Genomic DNA, 20,614 nt, shown 5'->3' with positions numbered 1-20,614 from the left:
GATCGATAGCCTAGGTTTAATAATCCTTGGGCCCTACTTCTTCATCTCCGCGAACCGCTCGGGTTTTCGCTGTTTTGCAAGACGCTTGGAGAAGGGTGACCGGAAACTGCGTCCGCTAACCGAGTCAGTGATATTGATCGCCCGCCGGCTATACCGCTGACGGCTCTCTCAGGCGGGGGGGCATGCCGGCCTCTGGTCAGAATCGGTCACGCGGGAAGTGCGTATCGCTTCTCGCGTGTCTTGAACGGGTCACGGCCGCCCTCCAACAGCTTGACGGTCTGAGCACGAATCGCTTCTTCCGTTCCAGTGTCCTCGAGCGCTCCAGCTGAGTACGAGATGATCGGATGCCGCGCCCCTTTAGGCCGGTCGGCACGCGCCACGAGGACCTGATCAGCGTCTGTGGTGACAACGAGGTTCGGATTGTGCGAGACGAGGATCACCTGCCGAGTCAGCTTCGCCTTGCGCAGGAACGGCACCAGCGCCTCGTAGATCGACGAGTTGTCCAGATTGCCTTCCGGTTGGTCGATGATGAGCGGACGCCGGTCCTGTCTGTCCATCGCAAGATAGAGAACGAGCAGCACGATTCCTCGCGTGCCTGGCGACAGGCGCTCGAGATCGGTGCCGCGGTACTTTAGGCCGTAGTCGAGCGTAATGTGGTCGGTTGAGAAGAGCCAGTCGTTGACCCGCTCCAAGCTAGCATGACCGAGAAGCTGCTCGCTTATCTCGACGGCTGGCCCCATCTCGCCTATCAGCCGCTCGAGCGAGCTTCTTATCGCCGGCCGGTCAGCGGACCGCCACGCTTCAAAGAGCGTGCGGCGGGTCTCGCTAAGCACCCTATCGTTGGCGAGTGCGACTCCGTTCCTCCGCTTGTCGAACATGTCGCGACCAACCTCAATCCATTCGTTTGGCGCAGCGCTCAGGCGTACGTCCAGCTCGAAGCCCGCCTCAGCCCCGTCGCCATCGGCAGGAATCACCTTTTCCAGCGGCAAATAAAGTTTTGCGAGTTCCGCGCGCTCCTCATCGAGGAGGTCGAAATAGAAGAGGTACGTCGTCCAGCGTTCCTCGATCTTCGCCGCGAGCGCAGTCTTCACGGGACCGTCGAGATTAGCGAGCTCGGCCTCCAGCCGGCGCTGGTCCCCTTCGATCCGCGCGCGCTGCTTTTGCAATTCGATCAACCGGATCCGCTGCTGCTCGTCGGTCGCAAGGACGCCGTTCAGCGTCTCGAGACGCTGATCTAGATCCGCAAGCGTCTCGCCGACGGGATCAAGAGCTTCGGCCTGACCCGACAGCGTGACGACGTCCTGCAAGAGCTGGATCTCGATCGGATCGAAGGGATCGAGCGCGTCGACCGGTATCATCGGCCGAAGCCTATCCGCCTGCGCCTCGGTGAAGCCGACCGCGATCAGCGCCGGGCGAAGCTCGAGGAAGGCCCGCTCCGTTGCTGCCACGAAATCGGACGTCTTCGCGCGTGTCGTGGCCACCCGAGTCAATCGACGGTTGGCGCTCGCAACCTGCGTACTCTTTTCCGTTCGGATACCGGTGAGCCGTGAAATCTCCGCGGCGACAGCAGGATCCACGCTTTCCTGGAGCGCCGGCAGCTGGGCGTCGATGGCGGCTAGATCGTCGCCGGTGCGCTGCAGGAGCAGCAGCTTCTCGGGGCGGCCGGCAAGTCGTTCGTCAATCGCAAGGATCTCGCGGTTGATTGTCGAAATACGCGCGTTCACCTCGCGCTTCCTCTGCGTGACGTTGTCGGTTCGAAGTCGGCGCAGGCCCGCGAAGTCGGACGAATCGAGGCGATCACCTTCTTCGATGTAGTCGAATACGACATCCTCAATCTCGCGAATCAGGCGGTTCCCGGATAGATCGTTCGAGCATAGCTCTTCGACAAAGTCCTGCGAAAGATAGCGGATTCGCGGCAGATCTCCCGCACGACCATCGCCCACCCTGCGGCTTGTGGTCTCGCCGTTTGCCCAAGTTACCGTCACCACCAGATCGTCAATGGTGGGCGCAGCCTTGGTAATGAACGACGCGGGCGAACCCTCGCTCTTCCATGCCGCGGTCGTGAACGCGATAAGTTCTGCCAGCGCGGTCTTGCCGGCGCCCTTCTCGCCGATGATCGTCACGAGGCCGTGGTTCAGATGAATCGTTTCGTCGGCGAACCAGTCGGGAGCGCCCGCGAGCGCCACGTGGTCAATAATTTTGCTGGTGTCGGTTGGCGAAGGTGGGGTCGGGCCGATGGTGACGCGGTACTCGGGCTCATGCAGAAGCTGCCGAAGGCCTTCGAACGTGGGCTTTGCCTTGATCCAGCAGTAGCGATCGTTGTCGGGCTGAAACAGCTTGTCCTCGTCGTGGGCGTCTGATCCGTGTATGCAGGGCTTCAGAGAGCCATTCTTCCTTCTGACCTCCGACGGGTCGTCCGAGCCTTGACCGAGGAAGTACACACGATCAGCCGGGTTGCCCGAGAAGATCATGTCGGCGGAGCGATACAGCTCCTCCCGAACGGCAGCAAAACCCGCGTCTTTGGACAGCCCGGAAGGGCCATCCTTGCCGTTCGCTATGACCACGAGGCCGTTTTGACGGAGCCAGTATCCTTCGTTGTCCAGCCACCGGCGGAGGGCTCCGAAGTCAGGCTTGAACGCGTTCACGCCGGTCTTGAACGCACCCCATTCGTCTGTCTGGCTAGTATCGACCGCGCCACCGAGACTGCGGAGCCCCTGCGTCGAGCATGGATAGTGTATTCCGTCATACTCGAAAGTAAGTAGGCCGAGGCACCGTTCGATATGGACGATCGCATCTTTCGCTTCGGGATCAACCAGTATGTGGAGGTTGATGGCCCTGCCATTCCCCATTTCGGGATGGGTGCGGAACTCGATGTTGGGAATGACTAGATCGAAGTCGGGCAGGCGGTCGGCGGCCTTGGCCTCGACTACCTTCTTGTAGCCCTCGATGCTGCAGTAGTCGGTTATGCCGATCACCGAAACGCCCGCCCCCTTGGCTTCAAGTGCGTCTATATAGCTGGGCCAGTCCCCATAGTGGTTGGCAAGAGCACTCTCAGGAGTGTGGACATGAAGATCCCAGCGCCGCCATTCCGATCCGCGATCCAGCATCCAACCCCCTGAATTTTTGTCCCCTGTCTCCAATGTGACGGGCGGGTGAACCCGGCGCAAGGTCAGACTGTCCTTGGTCTACAAGCTGCCTAGCGGCAAAGTTCCCGAGGTCGATCGTTCCGAACGATTAGCTGAGGCAGCCGAAGCCGTCGTCCGGTCACATGAAAGAGCGGCCGGTTTCGGGGAGTGGGAAGAAGCGAGTAAGCAGCTGCCATTGGGTCTCGTAGACCGGCCGGGGGATGCTTGAGGATGCGGACGTCTTGTTCCTTTTGATTCCGGCCGCGCCCCTCCCATCTTTTGAGGCAAAGATGTCGCGAACACCCTCCTCGAGCTTTGAAAATGGGGAGCCGGTGTCGTCGCGATCGCTTACTCTCCGACCGCTCCGGGATATAGTATCGCTGATGGCCCTAACGTGTGTCTTGTATGGCCCGGAAGCATCGTTGCCGGCGGGTATTCGATAAATTCAGGAGCGTGGAGAGATGACTCCACGGATAGTGTGCTCGAAGCCCGCTCCGGCGATCTCGGGTGGCGGGTCGGGGAAAGCCAAGATAATATCGCCCCACTGCGCCCCGCTGACCGTAACGCTGGCAACCTTGTTCTGCGCAACGGCTGCCTGGCAACGGATCCCGACGTCGGACTGCACGACGAGCATTTCCGATTCTTCCTCCCAGCCGGTGGATTGCTGACCGGAGATTATCCCTAGTTGCGACGTCAGCTTCCGGCCCGCTGCCGGGTCGATGTCGAGCGCGGCAAACCCGGAGCCCGGTAGGGCCTCTATACCGAACAGCCAAGAGATACGCGCCGCCGAGAGGCCGGTTCCGGGAGCCAGCACGAGCAATACGGTGCCATCCGGCCTGAGCGCGATCAGGAGCAACGCGCCCGCCGACGCATACCGGGTAACCGCATTGTCGCGGTAGTAGACCCGATATTCGGATCGCGTGGGATGCCGCGCCCGTGAATCATACCAGGTCAGGTCACCCCGTTCGGTAACGAAATCCCCGTCGTCTGGCATCCAGACGAAATCCGTGTCGATGCGACGCGGCTGCGCGGCGCCGAAAGCGTCGCGCAGGGCTCTTGGGGCATTGAACTCGTGCTGGTTGGAGCGTGAGCGGTCGGCTTCGACAGCCGACAGCCGTTTAAAAACAACATGGGTGAACCCTTCCGCGAGCACGCCTGATCTGCTCACAGTTTCATATTCCCGAGAGTGATCATGTCAGCTCCGGAATATTTGCTGGCGGGCTGGTGTATTTGCGGCCGCTCACGTCGCTCCAGCACTCTTCTTTTTTCGCCCATTCCGACACCATCCGCTGGCCGGAAGATTTGCGCAGCGCTCTGTCGACTTCGCCGGCGAGCAGCGCGACATACTCGAGAAGTTGCGATGACAGGCCCTGTCGCGCCCAGATCGCATCAAGAGACAGTCTGGCAGCCGTGAGCTTGGCCAGAACGGAGACGGTGTAGGTGACAATATTGGCCTGAAACGAAGGGTAGTTGCCGGATCGTACCGCCTTGTGGACGCCCTTGTAGAGTATCGCCTGCGCAATCAGACGCTTGTACCCCGCCGCATCAACCGGATCCGGGCTGCTTTCTGCGAGTTCGGCCATGAACTTCTCGAAATTCTTCTGAGAGCCGAGCGACACGAGGTGCGGCTTCAAACCCCAGGCGTTAACGTACTTCGCCAGATCGGTCTTGATCACCTTGCGGGAAGGCGGGATCGCCTCCTTCAGGGCCTTGAGCCTCGCGGGGGTATTGCCCTCCCGCGACAGCATAACGTTGTAGCTGCCCGAGGCGCGTTCGTAGAACCAGCGTCCGACGCCGTCCGGCAGGTAGGTCGACAGCGCGAGCTTTTCGAGCTCGATATGGAAGGGCCGGTTGGCGAAAAGGTCCGATACCTTCACCGCATTCTGTGAATTGGCGTAGCGCGATATGTCGCTTATCAGCGCTTCTTCCGCCACCGGATCATGAACGCGCATCACGATGATCTTTGCCGGCACCCGCACCCGCGAGAGGTCGATATGGCGCTCCTTGCGCTCGGTAAAGTAGATCGACGCCGTAGTCTGCCCGCCGTTGACGATCTGCATGCCGCTCAGCGACGCAATTCCGACCGATCCATCGTCCGTGCGGCTTAGTGCCGCTGAATCCGCGACGAGTACGATGCCATTATTGTACGCCATGAACCGCTCGGGAGCATCACGCAGCGTGTCGCGGATACCGCGATTGACCTTTCCGGTCTGGCTGAGGAACGAGCGGACGTTTGCCTCCAGCAGCCGGGCTCCGTACCGCTCATAGATGAGCCGCAGAGCGGCACCCGGGATCGCTGCCAGCGCATAGTCATAGTCCTCGGTTTCCCCGGGCACATACACGCAGGGCAGCGGGGCGCCGCAGACGTCTTCGAAATTGACGATCAGCTCGTCGCGCGGCTTGCCCTCTGCCCAGTGCCGGTACAGCCGTTCGATATCCATTACCTCGAGCCGCACCGACTTCCCGGCGACGTCACGCGGTTTGAAGCTCTTCGATTTCGCGACCCGGTCGGTCAGAATATAGACCCGAATCTGATCGAGCGACGGGTAGCAGTCCTGAATCGTCAGGATGAACTCCAGCGCTTCGTCGGCAGGGTCGATCGCGCTCGCCAGCTTGCCTTCCACCGACTTCGCGAGGAAGCGAAGGCACTGATCCGCCGCAGCTTTGATTTCGCTGTCGGGGATCGCTTCAACCGTGTCGAGCCCGTCGTAGATGGTGACGAAGAGGTCGATCTCATCGGCATCGTCGGACACGGCAAATCCGCTCAGTCGCAGCGTGGCGTTGCCGACTTTGCGTTCTACGTGCAGCGTTCGCGGATCGAACGTCATGCCGATTTCGGACATGTGCTCGGTCACAATGCCGGTAAAGGCCGCGTCGGGGCGCAGGTACTGGCCGGCTACCATCTTTTCGCTGACCTCCGCCCGGACATCGGCCTGCGTCTGGGCGAGAAATTCCTCAAGGGTCATTCAGAAAACTCCGTGCGACGTCAGATCGGCAACCGTGATCGACGGCACACTGACAAGATCGAGATCGAGGACATATTCGGCGGAACGGATTTCCGGCCGTGTCAGGCTCCGCAACATTCCGGGGAAAGCGTCATCGACGGGGAAGATGCGGATGTCGACCAGGTCGAAGGTGCGCACATATTCGGCGGACACGGAGTCGAAATAGCCGGCATTGAGCAGCTGCAGTTCGAACGCGTTGAGCGACATCGTGAGCGCCGACAGCAGTGCGCGGCAGCCGGTGACGATCTCGGGAAGCGTGCGCCCCGTCTGCTGCATGCAGAGGCGGACCGCAGCGAGGAGGACGAGCCGGCCCTGTGCCGCATCGAGCTGCTCGAGCGAGCTGATCGACGCCGGGAAGCCGTTGACCGACAGGCTCGTCTTCACCTCGAGCCCGTGCACAGCGAAGAGAAAATCCTGCAGCGACCGTGCCGGCCCCTGCCAGGCGTCCACGACAGACCCGGGGTCGGCGCCCGCTCCGATCAGCGCCTCGAGCATGATCAGCTCGCCGGCGAGCCCGAGTTCCGCTTCCGGCGACAGAATGCCTGCCCGGGGCGGCCGCATGAACTCCTGCCACGCTCTGATCCGTGCAAGCAGCAGACCGAAAAGCCAAGATTCGGCGCGACCGGCATGGGCGGCCAGCGACCCGACGATATCCGCCGCCATCTGCGTGAACATATCGTCCGGTGCGTTTGGCTGGCGGCTGACGCCGATCCACTGGGTGAATCCGTTGCCCGCGGCCTCCGGCACCGCGCTGACGGTGAAGCCGCGTCCCGCCGGCAGATCCGCGCGCTTGGGCGTCGTAATGCCCCTGAACCCGACGAGCAAGGTTTCGTACCCGCCGGGATAGTGGATGCCGGCGCGAAAGCGCGGGCCCGCGCCACCGAGCGGTATCGTCATCCAGCCGTCTGCAACGTCCTGCCCGGCCAGTGCCGTCCATGCGAGGCGCAGTTCTTCCGTGTCAGTCTGCACCGCCATACTCCAGGTTCCACGCGACATTGTTCACTTTGTATTCGACCTTCACGCCGGACCCGCTTGCGGGAAAACTGATCCCGAACGCGACGACGGGCGGCAGCCCCGCCATGTCGGGACGGGCTTGTTCAGGATCGAGCAGGTAGAGCAGCAGCAGCGCACGTTTCGGGTTTCCCGGGACGCCATGGCTGCCCTCACCGCGAATCCGGCGGATGGCTGGCCCCGACGGCTGAGAGGGCGCCTCGCGCGACTTGAGGCGGGCGGCGTCAGCCTGCCACGCGTCACGCGTCGCGGCGAGCGCTGCATCCCATGCCGTCTCGCTGAGATCGAGCGCCTCGTCGCGTGGCGAGAGGAGGCGGCCGATCGCGTAACGCCCCGCCTGGTTCGACCGGCGCACGAGCATATCGACGCTGAGACCCGGCACGATCTCATACGCCTGTCCCTGTCCCCCGCCGACAATCGCGACGGTCCAGTCGGTGAGCTCGTCGGTGCCGTTCATTGCTGTCACAAATTCGGCCAGCAGCCGGCTGTTGACCTTGTAGGCGTCGGAATGCGTGCGATAGTCGGTCAGGAACGCTACAATCTCGTCGGGCGCGACGTTTTTCCAGAGCCGCCCCTTCCATGTCTGGCTCGACGATCCGCGCACGCGTACCGGATCGTCCTCGCCGGCGCCGAGCCGGGCGATGAGGCGTGCAGCGGCATCATAATTGCGCTGCAGAGTATCCCGGTCGGAAAAGAGCGAGATAGTTTCGACCACCTGACCGGAGAAAGACAGCATCAGACTTTTCGCCGAGCGCATTTTCAGCCGCGACGTTACCATGAGCACGGGATGCGACTGAACCTTCAGACCGAACTCGCGCGGGGTCGATCCGCTCGCGGCCATCAGGTCGAATTCTTCGCGGAGCTCTTCGGATGCATCGGCGATATGGCCGAACCACTCCGTCAGTTCTTTTGTGGTGTAGAGACGGCAAAGATCGATATAGCCCGGCCGGTAGCCGAACCAGCGCCCCATCTGCATGAGTGTATCGTACATTTTCGAGGTGCGCAGGAAGTAGCTGGTGCACAGCCCCTCGAGCGTGAGGCCGCGCGACAGTTTGTCGCCGCCGATGGCAATGACCTTGAGGCCCTTTCCACTGTGATCGGCATAATCGAGTGCATCTTTGGCGGTGCCGTTGATCATCCGCACATCGGTGTCGGCGATCACATCGGGCAGAACCTCGAGAACTTCCGCAAACGCCGGCAGATCGGCAATCTCGCCGAAGACCGGAAAATCTTCGCGGGCAATCGTGCTGGTCGGAATGAAATCCTTCTCCCACAGCCGGCGCATCTGCGCTTCCGCCGCCTCATGGCCAACGCGGCGTGATAGGCGCTGCTTCAGTGCTTTGACATATTCCTCGACCTGGCCGTGCACGGCTTTCTGAACCGAGGTGAACCGGGTTACATGGATCAGCATCGATGCGTGATCGTCGCCCTGGCCGCGCAGTTTACGCGTCGCGAGCGTCAGGAAAAACGAGTCGATCGCCTCCTGCAGCGATTGCGGCATCGCCCCGGGATGATGGCCGTTCTTATGCGAATGCGGCATCCAGCCGGACTTGCCGTCCTCCGAGGCGTGATCGTCAACCTCGCGGTACAGCGGCAGGCCTGCGGTCCGCCCTTCCGGGGACATCAGCCCGAACACCTGTGCCGGCCCTACATAGCTGGAGGGTGCGGCAAGGTTGACGATGAACGAGCTCGGGAAAAGATCCGGTCCCTCGAGCTTCGTCTCATTCTGCTCGTGGATGAAAATGTTCGCGAAGGGCGTCGCCGTATATCCGACATAGGCGGAACGCGTGAACCCGTGCAGAATCCGCCGCACCGCGCTGTTGATCGCCGTCGGCTGATGCTCTTCGTCCGGAATACCGTCTTCGTCATAAAGCTGCTCGCCCGTGTCGACCGACGCATGATCGGCCTCGTCGTCGATCAGCAGCAGCGGCAGATGCGTCACGATCTTCCGGCCGGTCTCCTTTTCCTGGGCGTCGGCAACATGATCGTGCATCCAGCGTAGCAGCCGGTTGAGAACGGTCTTGTTCTTCTTGACCACGAACAGCCACGGACGCTGCTCGGGCGAAATTCCGAGCGAGGCGGCGCGGGTCGCGTTGAAGTCCCCCTTATCCGTACGGTTGGTGACATAGTTCGGCCGGATCGCAGGATCCTTGTCGATCATTCCGACGCCAATTGCCCGGATATCCGCTGCGACCGGATGGGTTTCGTAACCGAGAAATCCTTCGTCGAGCCGCATCTGGGTCTGCGACCGCAGGTTGTTGTGCAGACCGGCGAGCACGATGACGATTTTGTAGCCGGCGTCAGCGGCCTTGCAAATCAGGCCGGTATAGCTTCCGGTTTTGCCCGACTGGACATGGCCCACCACGAGTCCGCGCCTGTCCCACGGTCCCTCACGCCGGGGATCCTCCAGCAGGCCAAGGATCGTGTCGGTCGATTTGTCGAGCGCGTCGACAGCTGTCCACGACATCCTGCCCTCGAGCATTTCGCTGTACCGCCGCCAGTACCGCCAGTCGTTCTTGCGCTCGGAGTCGAGCCACGCGACGTGACCGACATCGCTCTGGATGGTCTTGTCGCTGCCGATCCACACGCTGAACCGTCGCACCAGTTCGCCGATGGCGGCATCGCGGTTGTAACTCTCGCGGTAGCGCGGAAAGCTTGCGAGTATCTCGTCGATTCGTTCGCTGATCAGGGCCGGACTGATCGTCTGCGGATCATCTTCGAGCAGGAGTTCCTGTGCGAATTTGACGACCTTTTCGGTGCTCACGCTGATGTCTCCGGGCTGATTTCGAGGGTTGCGATATAAGCGGGCCAGCTGTCGAACGGCTCGGTTCGCGCCAGCTGCGCGCGTGCGGAGTCGAGCGACAGGCCTTTGCGGCGAACGAACCCGGACAGCACGCGCTGCATGAGGCGGTGGACGTCTTCCGGCGGGCTGTCCGGAACCGCGACCGGCGGTGTGTCGCGGGCTTCAGCCGTATCCAGCCAGATCTGCTGCACCGGCACGGTTTCTTCGATGACACGAAGCATCGCGCGCAGCGCGCCGGCCGAGGCGCCGGCATCTTCGAGAACGGCTGCAATCGCGGGGTGGGTCGTATCGATCCTGTACCGGATCCCGTCTCTGGTCCGGTCGGCGTGCCATGCCTGAACCAGCGGCTCGCGTTTGCCAATCGCCTGCGGCTTTCCGCGGAAGGCGAAGACGCGCCGCGCCCTTGCGCGCACGTCTTCTGCCAGAACCGTCAGGCGCAGGCGCGCCTCGAGCGGCGGTCGTGCCGTCGATTTGCGGATGTCGATCTTCCAGTCGGCATCGGCAGCGTTGGGGATATCGATCCGGATCCGGGCAAGCCGGTAAGGTTCGTCCTTCGTCCAGGAACGGCCGCGGCCGAGACCAAGCCAGCTTCCCGCCAGCAGCAACCGGTCGTTGCGATAGACGTAAAAGCCCTGCTGCGTCGTCCAGCCATGGGGCCCTGCCGCACTCTCCCAGGTTTTCGCGTCCAGCCGGTCGCGATGCGGTAGCACGAAACCCTGCACCCGGATCGGGTGGCCGTTGATGGTGAACCGATCCTCTCCCGATCGCCATGTATCGAGCCGGGCTTCAAGGAACGGATCCCAAGGACGAACAGGCTGTTCGTTGATCAGGATCCGGAGTTTGCGGCTGTCGAGAAAGCGATGGAAAACCATGCCGAGATGGCGTTCGACCGCGTCCATGACATCGAGAAATTCCTGCTCGTTATGTGTCGCGGAAACGATGCGGTCGGGGATTTCCCAGAGCACTGCCGTCCCTGCCTGCTGTCCCCCGAACGGTGCGAGCCGTTCCTCCGATCCCGGGTGCACGCCTTCCAGCAGCGACCAGCGACCTTTAGTGTCGGCGAGCAGTACATCGAGGTCCCAGCGCAGCGCGCTGGTCTTTCCGTCGCGCCGGCTGACGACTGTCAGCCGGCGACACTGGGAGAAGGAAGCAGTCTTCAGGCCCAGTCCAAAACGTCCAAGATCGGAGACGCCGCGCGTTTCAAGCGGACTGCGTTCGCCGAGCCGCATCGCGAGATCGAGTTCACTTTTGGTCATACCGCGACCGTCGTCGGTGATCAGAACCGAGCTGTCGGCCCCCGACCAGCGGAACCCGATCGAGACCGTCCGGGCGCCGGCCGAAATGCTGTTGTCGATGATGTCGGCAATCGCCGTGGCCGGCGAATAGCCAAGCCCGCGCAGGGCTTCGACCATCGCACTCGCACGCGGCGGGGCATTCCTTGAGCTAGGACGGGTGGTCATCGAAACAGTACTCGCAGTGGCGGCGTCGTCGCCGACGACCGTTTTTCCAGAACTTTCAGAGCCTTGCTTTCAATCTGACGAATTCGCTCGCGGGTCACGGACATCATGGTTCCAACCTCTTCAAGCGTCTTTTCTTCCAGTCCTGAGAAACCGAACCGGCTCCGGATGACGTGTTCCTGGCGCGGCGTCAGCGTTTCCAGCGTGCGGGCAATTATCCTCCGATGTTCCTTCGCAACGGCGGCATCGAACGGAGTCGCTTCATCTTCGTGCACCAGCCGGCTCATGATCGTGCCGACGCCAGCCGATTCGATACTGATCGTGCGGTGCCGCAGACCGTCCAGCAGTGCGGCTCTCTGTGGCGACACGCCGATCGCCGTGGCCAGTTCGTCCGTGCGCGGCCGACGCCCGAGGCTTTCGTTCAGCCTTGTCCGGGCGCGGGCGACGCGCTGGACCTGCTCATTCATATGAACCGGGATGCGGATAGTGCGGGCGTGATCCTCAGCGGTTCGCGAACACGCCTGGCGGATCCACCAGATTGCATAGGTCATGAAGCGATTACCCCGGCCGACGTCGAAGCGCTCGACCGCGCGCATCAGCCCGATGCTGCCATCCTGCACCAGATCCTCAAGCAGGACGCCCGGGCGCATCGACCGGCCTGCATAGCGGATTACGAGAAACAGATTAGCTTCGGTCACCCGGTCGCGAATGCCGAGATACTTAGCGGTCAGGGCCATCAGCTGGCTCCGTAACGCGCCCCCCCCGACATCTCCGGCCAGCGCCGTCACGAACATGGCGACCAGATGAGGATCGAGGTCGAGATCTATCATGGCCCCGGCATCAGCTTTGCGCGTGCCGTCGCGCACCGCCTTCAGCGCGGCTGCAAGGCTCTGCTCCGGCGCATCGTCCACATCGTCCGCGGAAAGCTCAGCCGGGCCATCCTCTGCAGACCACTCCGCTTCGTCATCGTGGCCGGCTTCAGCTGCGCCAAGGCAGTGTCCGGCGAACGGAAGCGCCTGAAGCAGCGCACCGATCACCTGACGCTTCGCCTCGCGCAGTGCTCTGAACATCGACTGTTCGGCGTTGCGGTCGGGGACGGGAAGTTGCGACACTTCGAGCTGGTAAAGCTCGGTGACCGGCCGCCATATCCGGAGTGCCTCGACGGCTTCGGCGATCCAGATCGCAGCCGCTTCGTCGTGGTGCGCGCGAAATGGCTCCGATCCGCCCAGCAGTGCCGTCTCGAAGTCCGTCGCTCCGGTGGAGATACCCAGATCTTCGAGCAGCGCTCCAAGGCCCGCGAAGCGCCGGGCCACTTCCGCAAGGTTCGGCCATCCGACGAGAGGATCGCGCACCGCTTCCCCGATCATCCGCAGGGCCCGCGCGCTGGCCCCGCTGCCAGTCAGGGGCGCTATGGCAGGCAGCTCGATCGCGATGTCTTGCCAGTCGGCATCCGGGTTGAGCGCTCTGGCGGAGGAGATCGCGGCCTGTGTCTCGATCAGCTGACTGAAAACGGTGGCATCTGCCGCAGCGGCTTCGAAGACCTCCTCGGCTTCCCAGGTATCGCCTTCGTCATACGGCTGTTCGCTCAAGGTTTTATTCTGCGCGGCGACTACCGCGGGTACGGCGCGGGGCGACGGAACCGTGAGTACCTCGGCCAGATGCGGGTGCCCGGCGTGCAGCGCTAGGTCGGCAGCGGTGCGACCGCTATGATCTGCCGTGAGATCAGCACCTTCTTCGAGCAGCAGCCGGCAGATCTCGGCCCGTCCCGCCGCGGCCGCCAGCATGAGCGGAGTCATACCTTTGTCGTCACGGCTGTCGAGCGGCGTCCCGCGCCGGACATGCAGAAGCACCGAGGTCAGCGACCCCTTCAGGAGTGCCATACGAAATAACGGATTCATGTTAGCGACAGTCGCCACTTACGCACCGGACCGTTCGCCGGAAACGGCTCGCTTCGACGGGTGTGCGGGGTGACCGTTTGTGCTGACCTCGTCCAGGCCGCGAACGTCGCCGATAAAACTCTCAAGAGTCTGCAGCGCTGGCTGGACGGATTTTGGGAATTTTGCGGTCAGTCCTGCGGGCACCACGAGGCGCACACCGGCATTCGTCATCTCTGCGAACTGTGCCTCGGACACCCCCTCCTGCAACGTCAGCAGATGCTTCGTCGGAATCCGGTCGGCTTCATTGAGTATCTGACGCCACCGGTCGCGGCAGGTCGTTTTGACCGCCAGCATGCGGAGCTGCACCGCCGGGAACGACGCATCGCGATAGGCTTCGGCCGAGGGAAAAAGGAAATCGGGCTTCTTACCCGGCTCCGATTCCGGCTGATGCGAGAACTGCAGGCCTTCGGACAGACCCTCTTCGAGAAAGATCGAGCGCGCATGGAGTTCAAGCGAATTCCCGGATCTGGCTTTTCTGCGCTGCAGAACCGTTTGCGCCCGTGCGAGAAAGGCACCGATCGTTGTGAACCCGGCCAGGATATGCGGCAGCTCAATCGCCTGTTCGACGCTCCGGAATATTTCGAATTCGCACTCGCGCCGACGCAGCAGGCGGTTGTCGGGGGCGAGACGGGTGTCGTCCCGCATTTCGCTGACTTTGCGGATGATGTCGGCGCCGGCCGGGAACCTGAGCCGCCACGCCTCCGGAATCTCGGTGTCCTCAAGCCAGCAGCTTGTCCGGACAAGAGAAGTTACGGGAAAAAGTTCGGCTTGGGCGGCCGGCCAGATCAGCCAGCGGCCAGGCTCGACCGGTCCGACGCGCTCCTCGACGAGATCCTCTTCGGCCGCGTCGCGGCACACCCAAACATGACAGTCGGACGGCGTCGCCTGCCCGGCTACGCTGAACGCGAAGACGGTCAGCGCACCTGTATTCTCGGGATCGAGCAACGCCGATGCGGCACCGCCGAAACCGGTCACACGCGTTTCGTCGCGCCCGCGCTTCGCTGCCGTGCCGTGGAAGCGGTTATTGTACCAGATTGCGCGCACTGTCCGGCTGTCCGGATGCGAATCTACCGACAGGTCGAATCTGATGTCGGGATTTTTCAAATCGGGGCGGTTTAGCTCCGGGAAAATGCCAAACAGGAAATCGCGCGGAATATACGGACCCGCCTGATGGCTGTGATTGGCCAGCGTATCGTTCCCGGAGAGACGCTTCACGTACCAGACGCGATCGCCGCCGGCATAGGCATTCATCCATTCGAGAAGATTATCCGCCACCCGTCCCCCGATCTCAGCTACTTTCGTTAGCGCACGAGTGTAACCAATCTCCCTCGATCCGCATCACTTTTCGGTGCAGATACTGACCTTATTACCTGTGGCTATTTGGAAGAAAGGCGGGGCTTTCCGGCCGGTAGAGCCGAATCGTTCCGGAAGGCTGGCGACACGCCGTTCAGGCTCGGGGCAGGCGCAACTGGAGGACCACGGCAGATTGCAGCCGGTCCCGGGTGCTGAGAAAGTCCTCGTAGTTGCAAGGGCAGGCGAAAACGGACAACCCTAAAGGCACGGTGAAACGGCGCTAAGCACCACGCAGCGTTATCATGTTTTCGCTGCTTCTTATCCATGTCGCGAGGTCGAGCATTGCTACAGAGAAGTCCGGTCTGGTCCGGCCCTTCAGCGCACATTCCCAGACCGTAGCCACACGCCAGCCTGCTTCCCGCAGGATGGCGACGGCTTTCGCATCATTGTCTACGTTCCGCCCAATTTTCGTCCGCCAGAATTCTTCGCGCGTCGCGGGCCATCTGAACAGATGGCAGTCGTGCTGGTGCCAGAAGCATCCGTTGATGAACACGACGGCCCGGTGTCGCGGAAAGACTAGATCAGGCTTACCCGGCAGATCCTTTGCATGCAGCCGGTAGCGCAGCCCGGCTGCATGCAATGCGCGTCTTACCAGTAGCTCGGGCTTGGTGTGGCTGCCCCTGATGGCCGCCATGTTCCGGCTCCGGGTTGCGGCATCGTGAACGTCCGCCAAGCGTCAGGCGGCTTCGCGCAGGTCAGCGGCGTCGACCAGCGCCTGAATATGCGGCTGCATGATACGCGCGACTTCCTGAAAGACTGGCACCGCGACCGAATTTCCGAACTGCTTATACGCTTGGGTATCGGAGACCGGAATGCGGAAATCATCGCCATACCCCATCAGGCGCGCGCATTCCCGAGGCGTCAGCCGACGCGGGTTGATCTTCTTACCCTGGCTGATCAGGATTTCAGACCCGTCCTTATAATAACGGGCGGAGAGCGTTCGCGCGACATCGTTGCCGGTGACTAGTCCGAAGCCAAAGCCGTTTCCGGCAGCCTTATGCTTATCGGCATAGCCCTGCAGATACTGCCAGAGCTTGTCGGTCAGCGTGTATTTACCGTTCACGATCGCATCTTCGCCGAGCGTGTAGGCGCCCTCCGGTTTTTCGGATCCGTCGCCCGGATGCAGAATGTCTTTGAGCAGCCTGCTGCCTTTCGCAGGCAAATTGAGATCGTCCCACGAGAAGGGAACGTCGTCACGGAAACCGACGATCACGATCCGCTCGCGATGCTGCGGCACGAAATGTTTGGCGTCGATGACACGGTGCCAGACCTTGTAGCCAAGCTCCTCGGTCAGCGTCTTAATGATGACCTCGAACGTCCGGCCCTTGTCGTGGCTGGTGAGGTTTTTGACATTTTCCAGCATGAAAGCAGCGGGACGTCTAGCCTTGAGGATTCGTGCGACATCGAAGAACAGCGTCCCCTGCGTCTCATCGAGGAAGCCGTGCAGGCGGCCGAGCGAATTCTTCTTCGATACGCCGGCAAGCGAAAAGGGCTGACACGGGAACCCCGCCAGCAACACGTCATGCTCAGGGATATCCGCGGCATGGATCTCGGTGATGTCGCCGTGCAGCGGGTGATTGTCGCGAAGGTTCGCGGTATAGGTCTGCTGCGCGTATTTGTTCCACTCGGAGGTGAAGACGCAGTGGCCGCCGATCGCGTCGAAACCCTTACGAAGGCCGCCGATGCCGGCGAATAGGTCGATGAAATTGAACCGGCTTTTCTCCACAGGTGCGGCTGCTGCCATAGACCGCAAAATGCCAAGCGCTGCCTCCCGTGGTTTGCCCTCGCCGTTTTCCCATCGGTAAACCTGCCGGGCGCTGTAGCCGGTCATCAGAGCCAGCTCCTCGATGGAGAGGCCGGCCTGTATACGAAGGGCTGAAAGCTCGTTATGCATGAATATCCTCTGGGGCGATTTTTGACAAGGTGTCGTGATTTGACCCAGATGGCAAGATACCTAGTAGAATAAAAGTTCTTTATTTGTTCTTTCATGGGGAAGGTTGGCTAACGCAATCTTTTGCCGTCCGCTGCATGCCTCGAACCTCAGAATGTCTTCAGAGCTAGCCGGCCCGCATCCCGGTGTGAGCGCCGTGCTAACCGGGACGCTCTGACTGCGAAAGCCGGGCGTCTATCTGCGCGACAGCTCCCGTCCTTCGCCGGTGATAGCGTGTGAGAACGTTGGCCGTTTTCGAACTTTCCCCTGCAGCCACGATGCTGGTCAGCCTGCCAGCTCAGAAACGACCAACTCAAGTACTGCCGCCTCAGCGCGGCGGCATGTTGCAAGGCGTTTATTGAGCAGTTCGACTGCACTGACGTGTTCCGGGCTACTGGCTTGGGCGCCGATGCGCTGAGCCTCTTGGGTTCGTTCTTGGGGAACACTCAACGCCCCCCAACTTAACGCCGATCCGCATTAACAAGCGGCCGAAGTTGGGTGAGCGGTGATGGCGCCTAAGCGTCCGGTTGTGGGTCATGCGGCGACGCCACAACAGCTTATCAAGCATTGGCATTAAGACTCGACCAGCCGTCCATTCTTCAAGTCTCCGATTCCGGTATAATCATCATATAACTATGCCAACGCGATCAAACGACCGTCCTCAATGTCGACTGGTAATGGGCTGACCTGCGTAACCAACAAGCTCGGATCACAATGCTGAGAGGCAGCCAAAGAAGACTCGAAGAGCGGAACGATCGTCATCATGGGAATGGGCGTTTGAACGAAAGGTATTTCGGCCGTTATACGGAGGAGACCTGCGTCGGATGTAGCTAGTCGCAGTTGGGCGAGTTCGCCGTCTATCAGCTTAAGTTTTGACCCATGCATGATGGAGAGTGCATACAGGCTAATGAAAGTGTGAACCTTCTCAAAGTCGGTTCGGGAGTCTGAGGCTAACGCTCCGTCGGCAACCAGCAAGTCGGTAAAATCGTTGACGAGCAGCGCATCATCGAGAGCATATTGCCACATCATACTAAGGCCAAAGACCTGCACCACGTCGGCTTCGCGCGCTTTTAACGGCTTTCCAGCTGACAGCTTTCTTAGGCCTTTCGAGAACGATTGGGTGGCGGTCTGACGTGAGAGGCCGACCTTTTCACGAATCTTAGAATCCGGCATGATGGCGAAGTTCGCACGACCTGCTTCCCCGATGGCCTCGATGCTCGGCCGCTCTCCGTTCATCTGCCGCTGCCACAATCGTGCGCTCGTCTGAATATAGTTAGCGCGTTGAAGACTGATTCCCGTATCCCTCTCCCCGCGATGCGCTGCGAAGTGTCCAATCTCCTGCACGCTTGCTCGTCCTGGCGTCGCCATTCGTAAATCAGCAAACAATCGATCAAGATCAGTCACCCGACGTTCGCCTCGCAGTAGCCGAGCCACGCGGCGCCTATGATCTTCGTTGAGCACGTCTTCAATTCGGTCAAAGCTCGGCTGCAATCAACCCCGGCTGCGTCTGAACCGGCGTCCGCTTTCCCGATGGTTTTAATCCGCCGCTAACAGAAGGCGTTGGGTCATCACCCTGGAGCCCTTATCTTAAAGCGTAGGGTTCACAGATGTCAGATGGTTAAGACGATCAATTTCCCGTCAGCGCCGGTCCAGCGACGCTGGTAGAATTGAGGCAAATAATGATGCTGTTGGGTCAGCGGATGACAAAGATCGCTAGTGAGCCTTGCTGCGCGAATAACTAGGCGGCCGGGCGTAGCAGGGCGCCGATCGGCTGCTTATGACGTCCCGGATAGCGTTTGCCAGCGGCCACGAAACCGGCCTTTTCAAGTGTGGCGCACATCCGGCCATTGTCCATCCGGACCGTGGCGAAGACGCCCACGCCTGCGCTATGGTCGAGCGCCGCCGCAATCAGACGGTGGGAATGACCTTGTCCTTGGAGCGCGGGCAGGACATAGACATACCCCAGCTCGTAGGGGAAAGCCGCCGCGTCAAGATTTACCTCTGATTTGGCGGACGTCTTGTCACGGTAGCTTTTGCGTGGGCGCTTGAGTGCGGCGATGCCGCATACATCCCCAGCACCGATCAGCATCACCAAGATGCGCGCTTCGGCGATATTGGTTGCCAGCACAGCGCCGCCAACCTCGCCGCCTTCCACGACCAAGTCGAAGAAGCGCTCGCGCTCCGTATCGCTGCAGTCCTCGGGTAGCGCCGCGCGTATGGTGGGAGAACCACTCATGAGCGGTTCCAGGGCGTGGAGCCTAGTGCCGGTGGCTCAATCCTCGCCCCGAGCGCTGCGCGGATCTCCTGAAGCCGCCCCAACAACTCGTCGAACGTGATCACCGTGACTCCGGTCATCGTGCTGCGGACCAGTTCGAACGAGCGGCGCTGCGGGCCGTTGTCGGGCGTTCGGCCGGCGACAATGATGCAGCGGATCCCGTAATCCTGAATATCGCCGCGACCGCTGTCTTCCTTCAGCATCGGAAGCTGGCGTTGCAGTTTCACGCGCTGGTCGAGCACCTGCGCGATAGTGCCCGACAGTTCGGCCGACGCTGCGTACACGTCCTGACGATAGGGCTTGGCGCCGAGCAGCTCCGTCGTCGGCCGCTTGATTTCGACGATGGCGAGATTGCCGGTCGAGGCCGACGCCAAGATGAAGTCCGTCACTACCCCGCCGCGTCCGCTCAGGCGCTTACCGCCAGCATAGGCCTGCTCTTCGACTAGGAGCGCCGGCACCGAGAACGCAAGGCTGAGAATGAACGGGTTCTGCGTGAGGAAGCTCTGCCATTTTGCCTCGGGCAACGCCTTCTCGAGCATCTCCGTGAACCGCAAAATCAACTGCTCGAGCGTGACCTCCTCGATCTCGGTCTTGAGCGACAATAGTGCGTCGGGTTCGGATTCGGCCAGCGCCTCGAGGTTCGAGCGCAGGAGACCGACCGTCGCGCGGCGATCACGCTTCGACAGTACGACGCGATCGCGGCCGCCGCCTGTCGCGTCGGCGATCGCATCGGCGCGCAGCGTCTTCTTCTGCTGGGGGAACAGCGCGGGATCGGCCGCGTGGAACAGCTCGTGATAGGCGTGCAGCTGCTTGTCGCGCCGCGCATCGCGCTGATAGCGGTTGCTGATTCGGTTGATCTCCTTGCGCATCTCATGGAAGCGGCGGATCCCAAGAACGAACATTGGCGGGTCGAACGTCGCCTCATGCCCCCCATGCAGCACCAACAATTTGACATGGCCCTGCGCGCCGAGCGCTTCGCAGATCGAACGATATTCCCAGAGCAGCCCGAGACCTAGCCGGAAGTCCCTAGCGAAGCCGTCAGGCAGCAGCTCCAACAGACCCTCGACCTCCTCGGGTGTTGTTGGGATCGGATAGGGTTCGTCGAGCCGCCGGCCGAGCGCGATCGTCTCGAGCGTGCCATAGCGCGGCTTGAGATAATCCGGGCGGTCGGCACGGACGTTGATCGGGTAGATCTGCAACAGGTCGGGGGACACGTTGAGGATCCGTTCGCACGGATAATCGCCAGTCCGTTCGGCGGGCGGCGTATCGGTGAAGATCACGTCGATGCTGAAGCCTTCATGCTCCTCGCAAGGTTCGATGATCAAGAACGGGCCACCGTCGGCGCGTACGCGCTGGTTGAACACCGAGGGGCGGATTGACGGCATCCTATCGCGCTTCCGATTTTTGTGGGGCGGCGGGTCTGTCAACCACGGGCGGCGATCCCATAGACGGCAGCACGGCGGTCGAACGCCTCGCGTGGATGTGCAAGACGCGACGGAAGTTGGCCCCACTACTCATGATCGCAAGTGCTTCTGACACCACGCATCCCCCTGTGTACTGTGTCGCCCCCGAGAGGTTGGTGTAGGGATGAGAATGGGTGAAGTCATCGACGTTCTGTCCGTCAATATCGCCGCGGGGACGCTCGATAGCTGCCGGAACACAATGAGTCAGTCTTGCTCATTCCGCGATACTGTGTCGTCCAGCGCCGGATGTCTGGT

The 20,614-nt window shown here is 61.5% G+C and carries 13 protein-coding genes; all 13 read right to left on the bottom strand.

What is annotated here, in order from left to right:
* Positions 1-206: 206 nt before the first annotated feature.
* The 13 genes from O6Y00_RS17880 to O6Y00_RS17820 all read right to left on the bottom strand — a co-directional run bounded on the left by O6Y00_RS17880 (position 207) and on the right by O6Y00_RS17820 (position 20,281).
* Positions 207-3,107: a TrlF family AAA-like ATPase gene (locus tag O6Y00_RS17880; RefSeq protein ID WP_353443921.1), complete on the bottom strand. Its 2,901-nt coding sequence runs from the start codon at positions 3,105-3,107 to the stop codon at positions 207-209.
* 463 nt (positions 3,108-3,570) lie between these two features.
* A complete protein-coding gene (locus tag O6Y00_RS17875; protein WP_353443920.1) occupies positions 3,571-4,293 on the bottom strand; it encodes a hypothetical protein in 723 nt (240 codons plus the stop codon).
* Positions 4,294-4,315: 22 nt separating this feature from the next.
* Positions 4,316-6,091 (bottom strand): AIPR family protein, encoded by a 1,776-nt coding sequence (locus O6Y00_RS17870; protein ID WP_353443919.1) that lies wholly within the window; start codon positions 6,089-6,091, stop codon positions 4,316-4,318.
* A complete protein-coding gene (locus tag O6Y00_RS17865; protein WP_353443918.1) occupies positions 6,092-7,099 on the bottom strand; it encodes a PD-(D/E)XK motif protein in 1,008 nt (335 codons plus the stop codon).
* A complete protein-coding gene (locus O6Y00_RS17860; protein WP_353443917.1) occupies positions 7,089-9,728 on the bottom strand; it encodes a Z1 domain-containing protein in 2,640 nt (879 codons plus the stop codon). Before O6Y00_RS17860 ends, O6Y00_RS17865 begins: the two co-directional genes overlap by 11 nt.
* A gap of 173 nt (positions 9,729-9,901) precedes the next feature.
* Positions 9,902-11,356, bottom strand: a complete 1,455-nt coding sequence (locus tag O6Y00_RS17855; RefSeq protein WP_353443916.1) for an ATP-binding protein — start codon at positions 11,354-11,356, stop codon at positions 9,902-9,904.
* Between the two features lie 44 nt (positions 11,357-11,400).
* On the bottom strand, positions 11,401-13,281 hold the full coding sequence (locus tag O6Y00_RS17850; protein WP_353443915.1) for a sigma-70 family RNA polymerase sigma factor: 1,881 nt from the start codon (positions 13,279-13,281) through the stop codon (positions 11,401-11,403).
* 36 nt (positions 13,282-13,317) lie between these two features.
* On the bottom strand, positions 13,318-14,613 hold the full coding sequence (locus O6Y00_RS17845; RefSeq protein WP_353443914.1) for a type II restriction endonuclease: 1,296 nt from the start codon (positions 14,611-14,613) through the stop codon (positions 13,318-13,320).
* Between the two features lie 298 nt (positions 14,614-14,911).
* Positions 14,912-15,364, bottom strand: coding sequence for a very short patch repair endonuclease (locus O6Y00_RS17840; RefSeq protein ID WP_353443913.1), 453 nt, complete (start codon positions 15,362-15,364; stop codon positions 14,912-14,914).
* A gap of 3 nt (positions 15,365-15,367) precedes the next feature.
* Positions 15,368-16,585 (bottom strand): DNA (cytosine-5-)-methyltransferase, encoded by a 1,218-nt coding sequence (dcm, locus tag O6Y00_RS17835; protein ID WP_353443912.1) that lies wholly within the window; start codon positions 16,583-16,585, stop codon positions 15,368-15,370.
* A 669-nt stretch (positions 16,586-17,254) separates the two neighbouring features.
* On the bottom strand, positions 17,255-18,025 hold the full coding sequence (locus O6Y00_RS17830; protein WP_353443911.1) for a hypothetical protein: 771 nt from the start codon (positions 18,023-18,025) through the stop codon (positions 17,255-17,257).
* Between the two features lie 334 nt (positions 18,026-18,359).
* Positions 18,360-18,857, bottom strand: coding sequence for a GNAT family N-acetyltransferase (locus tag O6Y00_RS17825; protein WP_353443910.1), 498 nt, complete (start codon positions 18,855-18,857; stop codon positions 18,360-18,362).
* Positions 18,854-20,281: a Shedu immune nuclease family protein gene (locus tag O6Y00_RS17820; protein WP_353443909.1), complete on the bottom strand. Its 1,428-nt coding sequence runs from the start codon at positions 20,279-20,281 to the stop codon at positions 18,854-18,856. Before O6Y00_RS17820 ends, O6Y00_RS17825 begins: the two co-directional genes overlap by 4 nt.
* Between the last annotated feature and the right edge of the window lie 333 nt (positions 20,282-20,614).

It is taken from the genome of Sphingomonas faeni, assembly GCF_040407565.1.
Classification (GTDB): Bacteria; Pseudomonadota; Alphaproteobacteria; order Sphingomonadales; family Sphingomonadaceae; genus Sphingomonas; species Sphingomonas faeni_F.
Note: the sequence above shows the minus strand (reverse complement) of the source record. Positions and strands in the feature narration are given on the sequence as shown.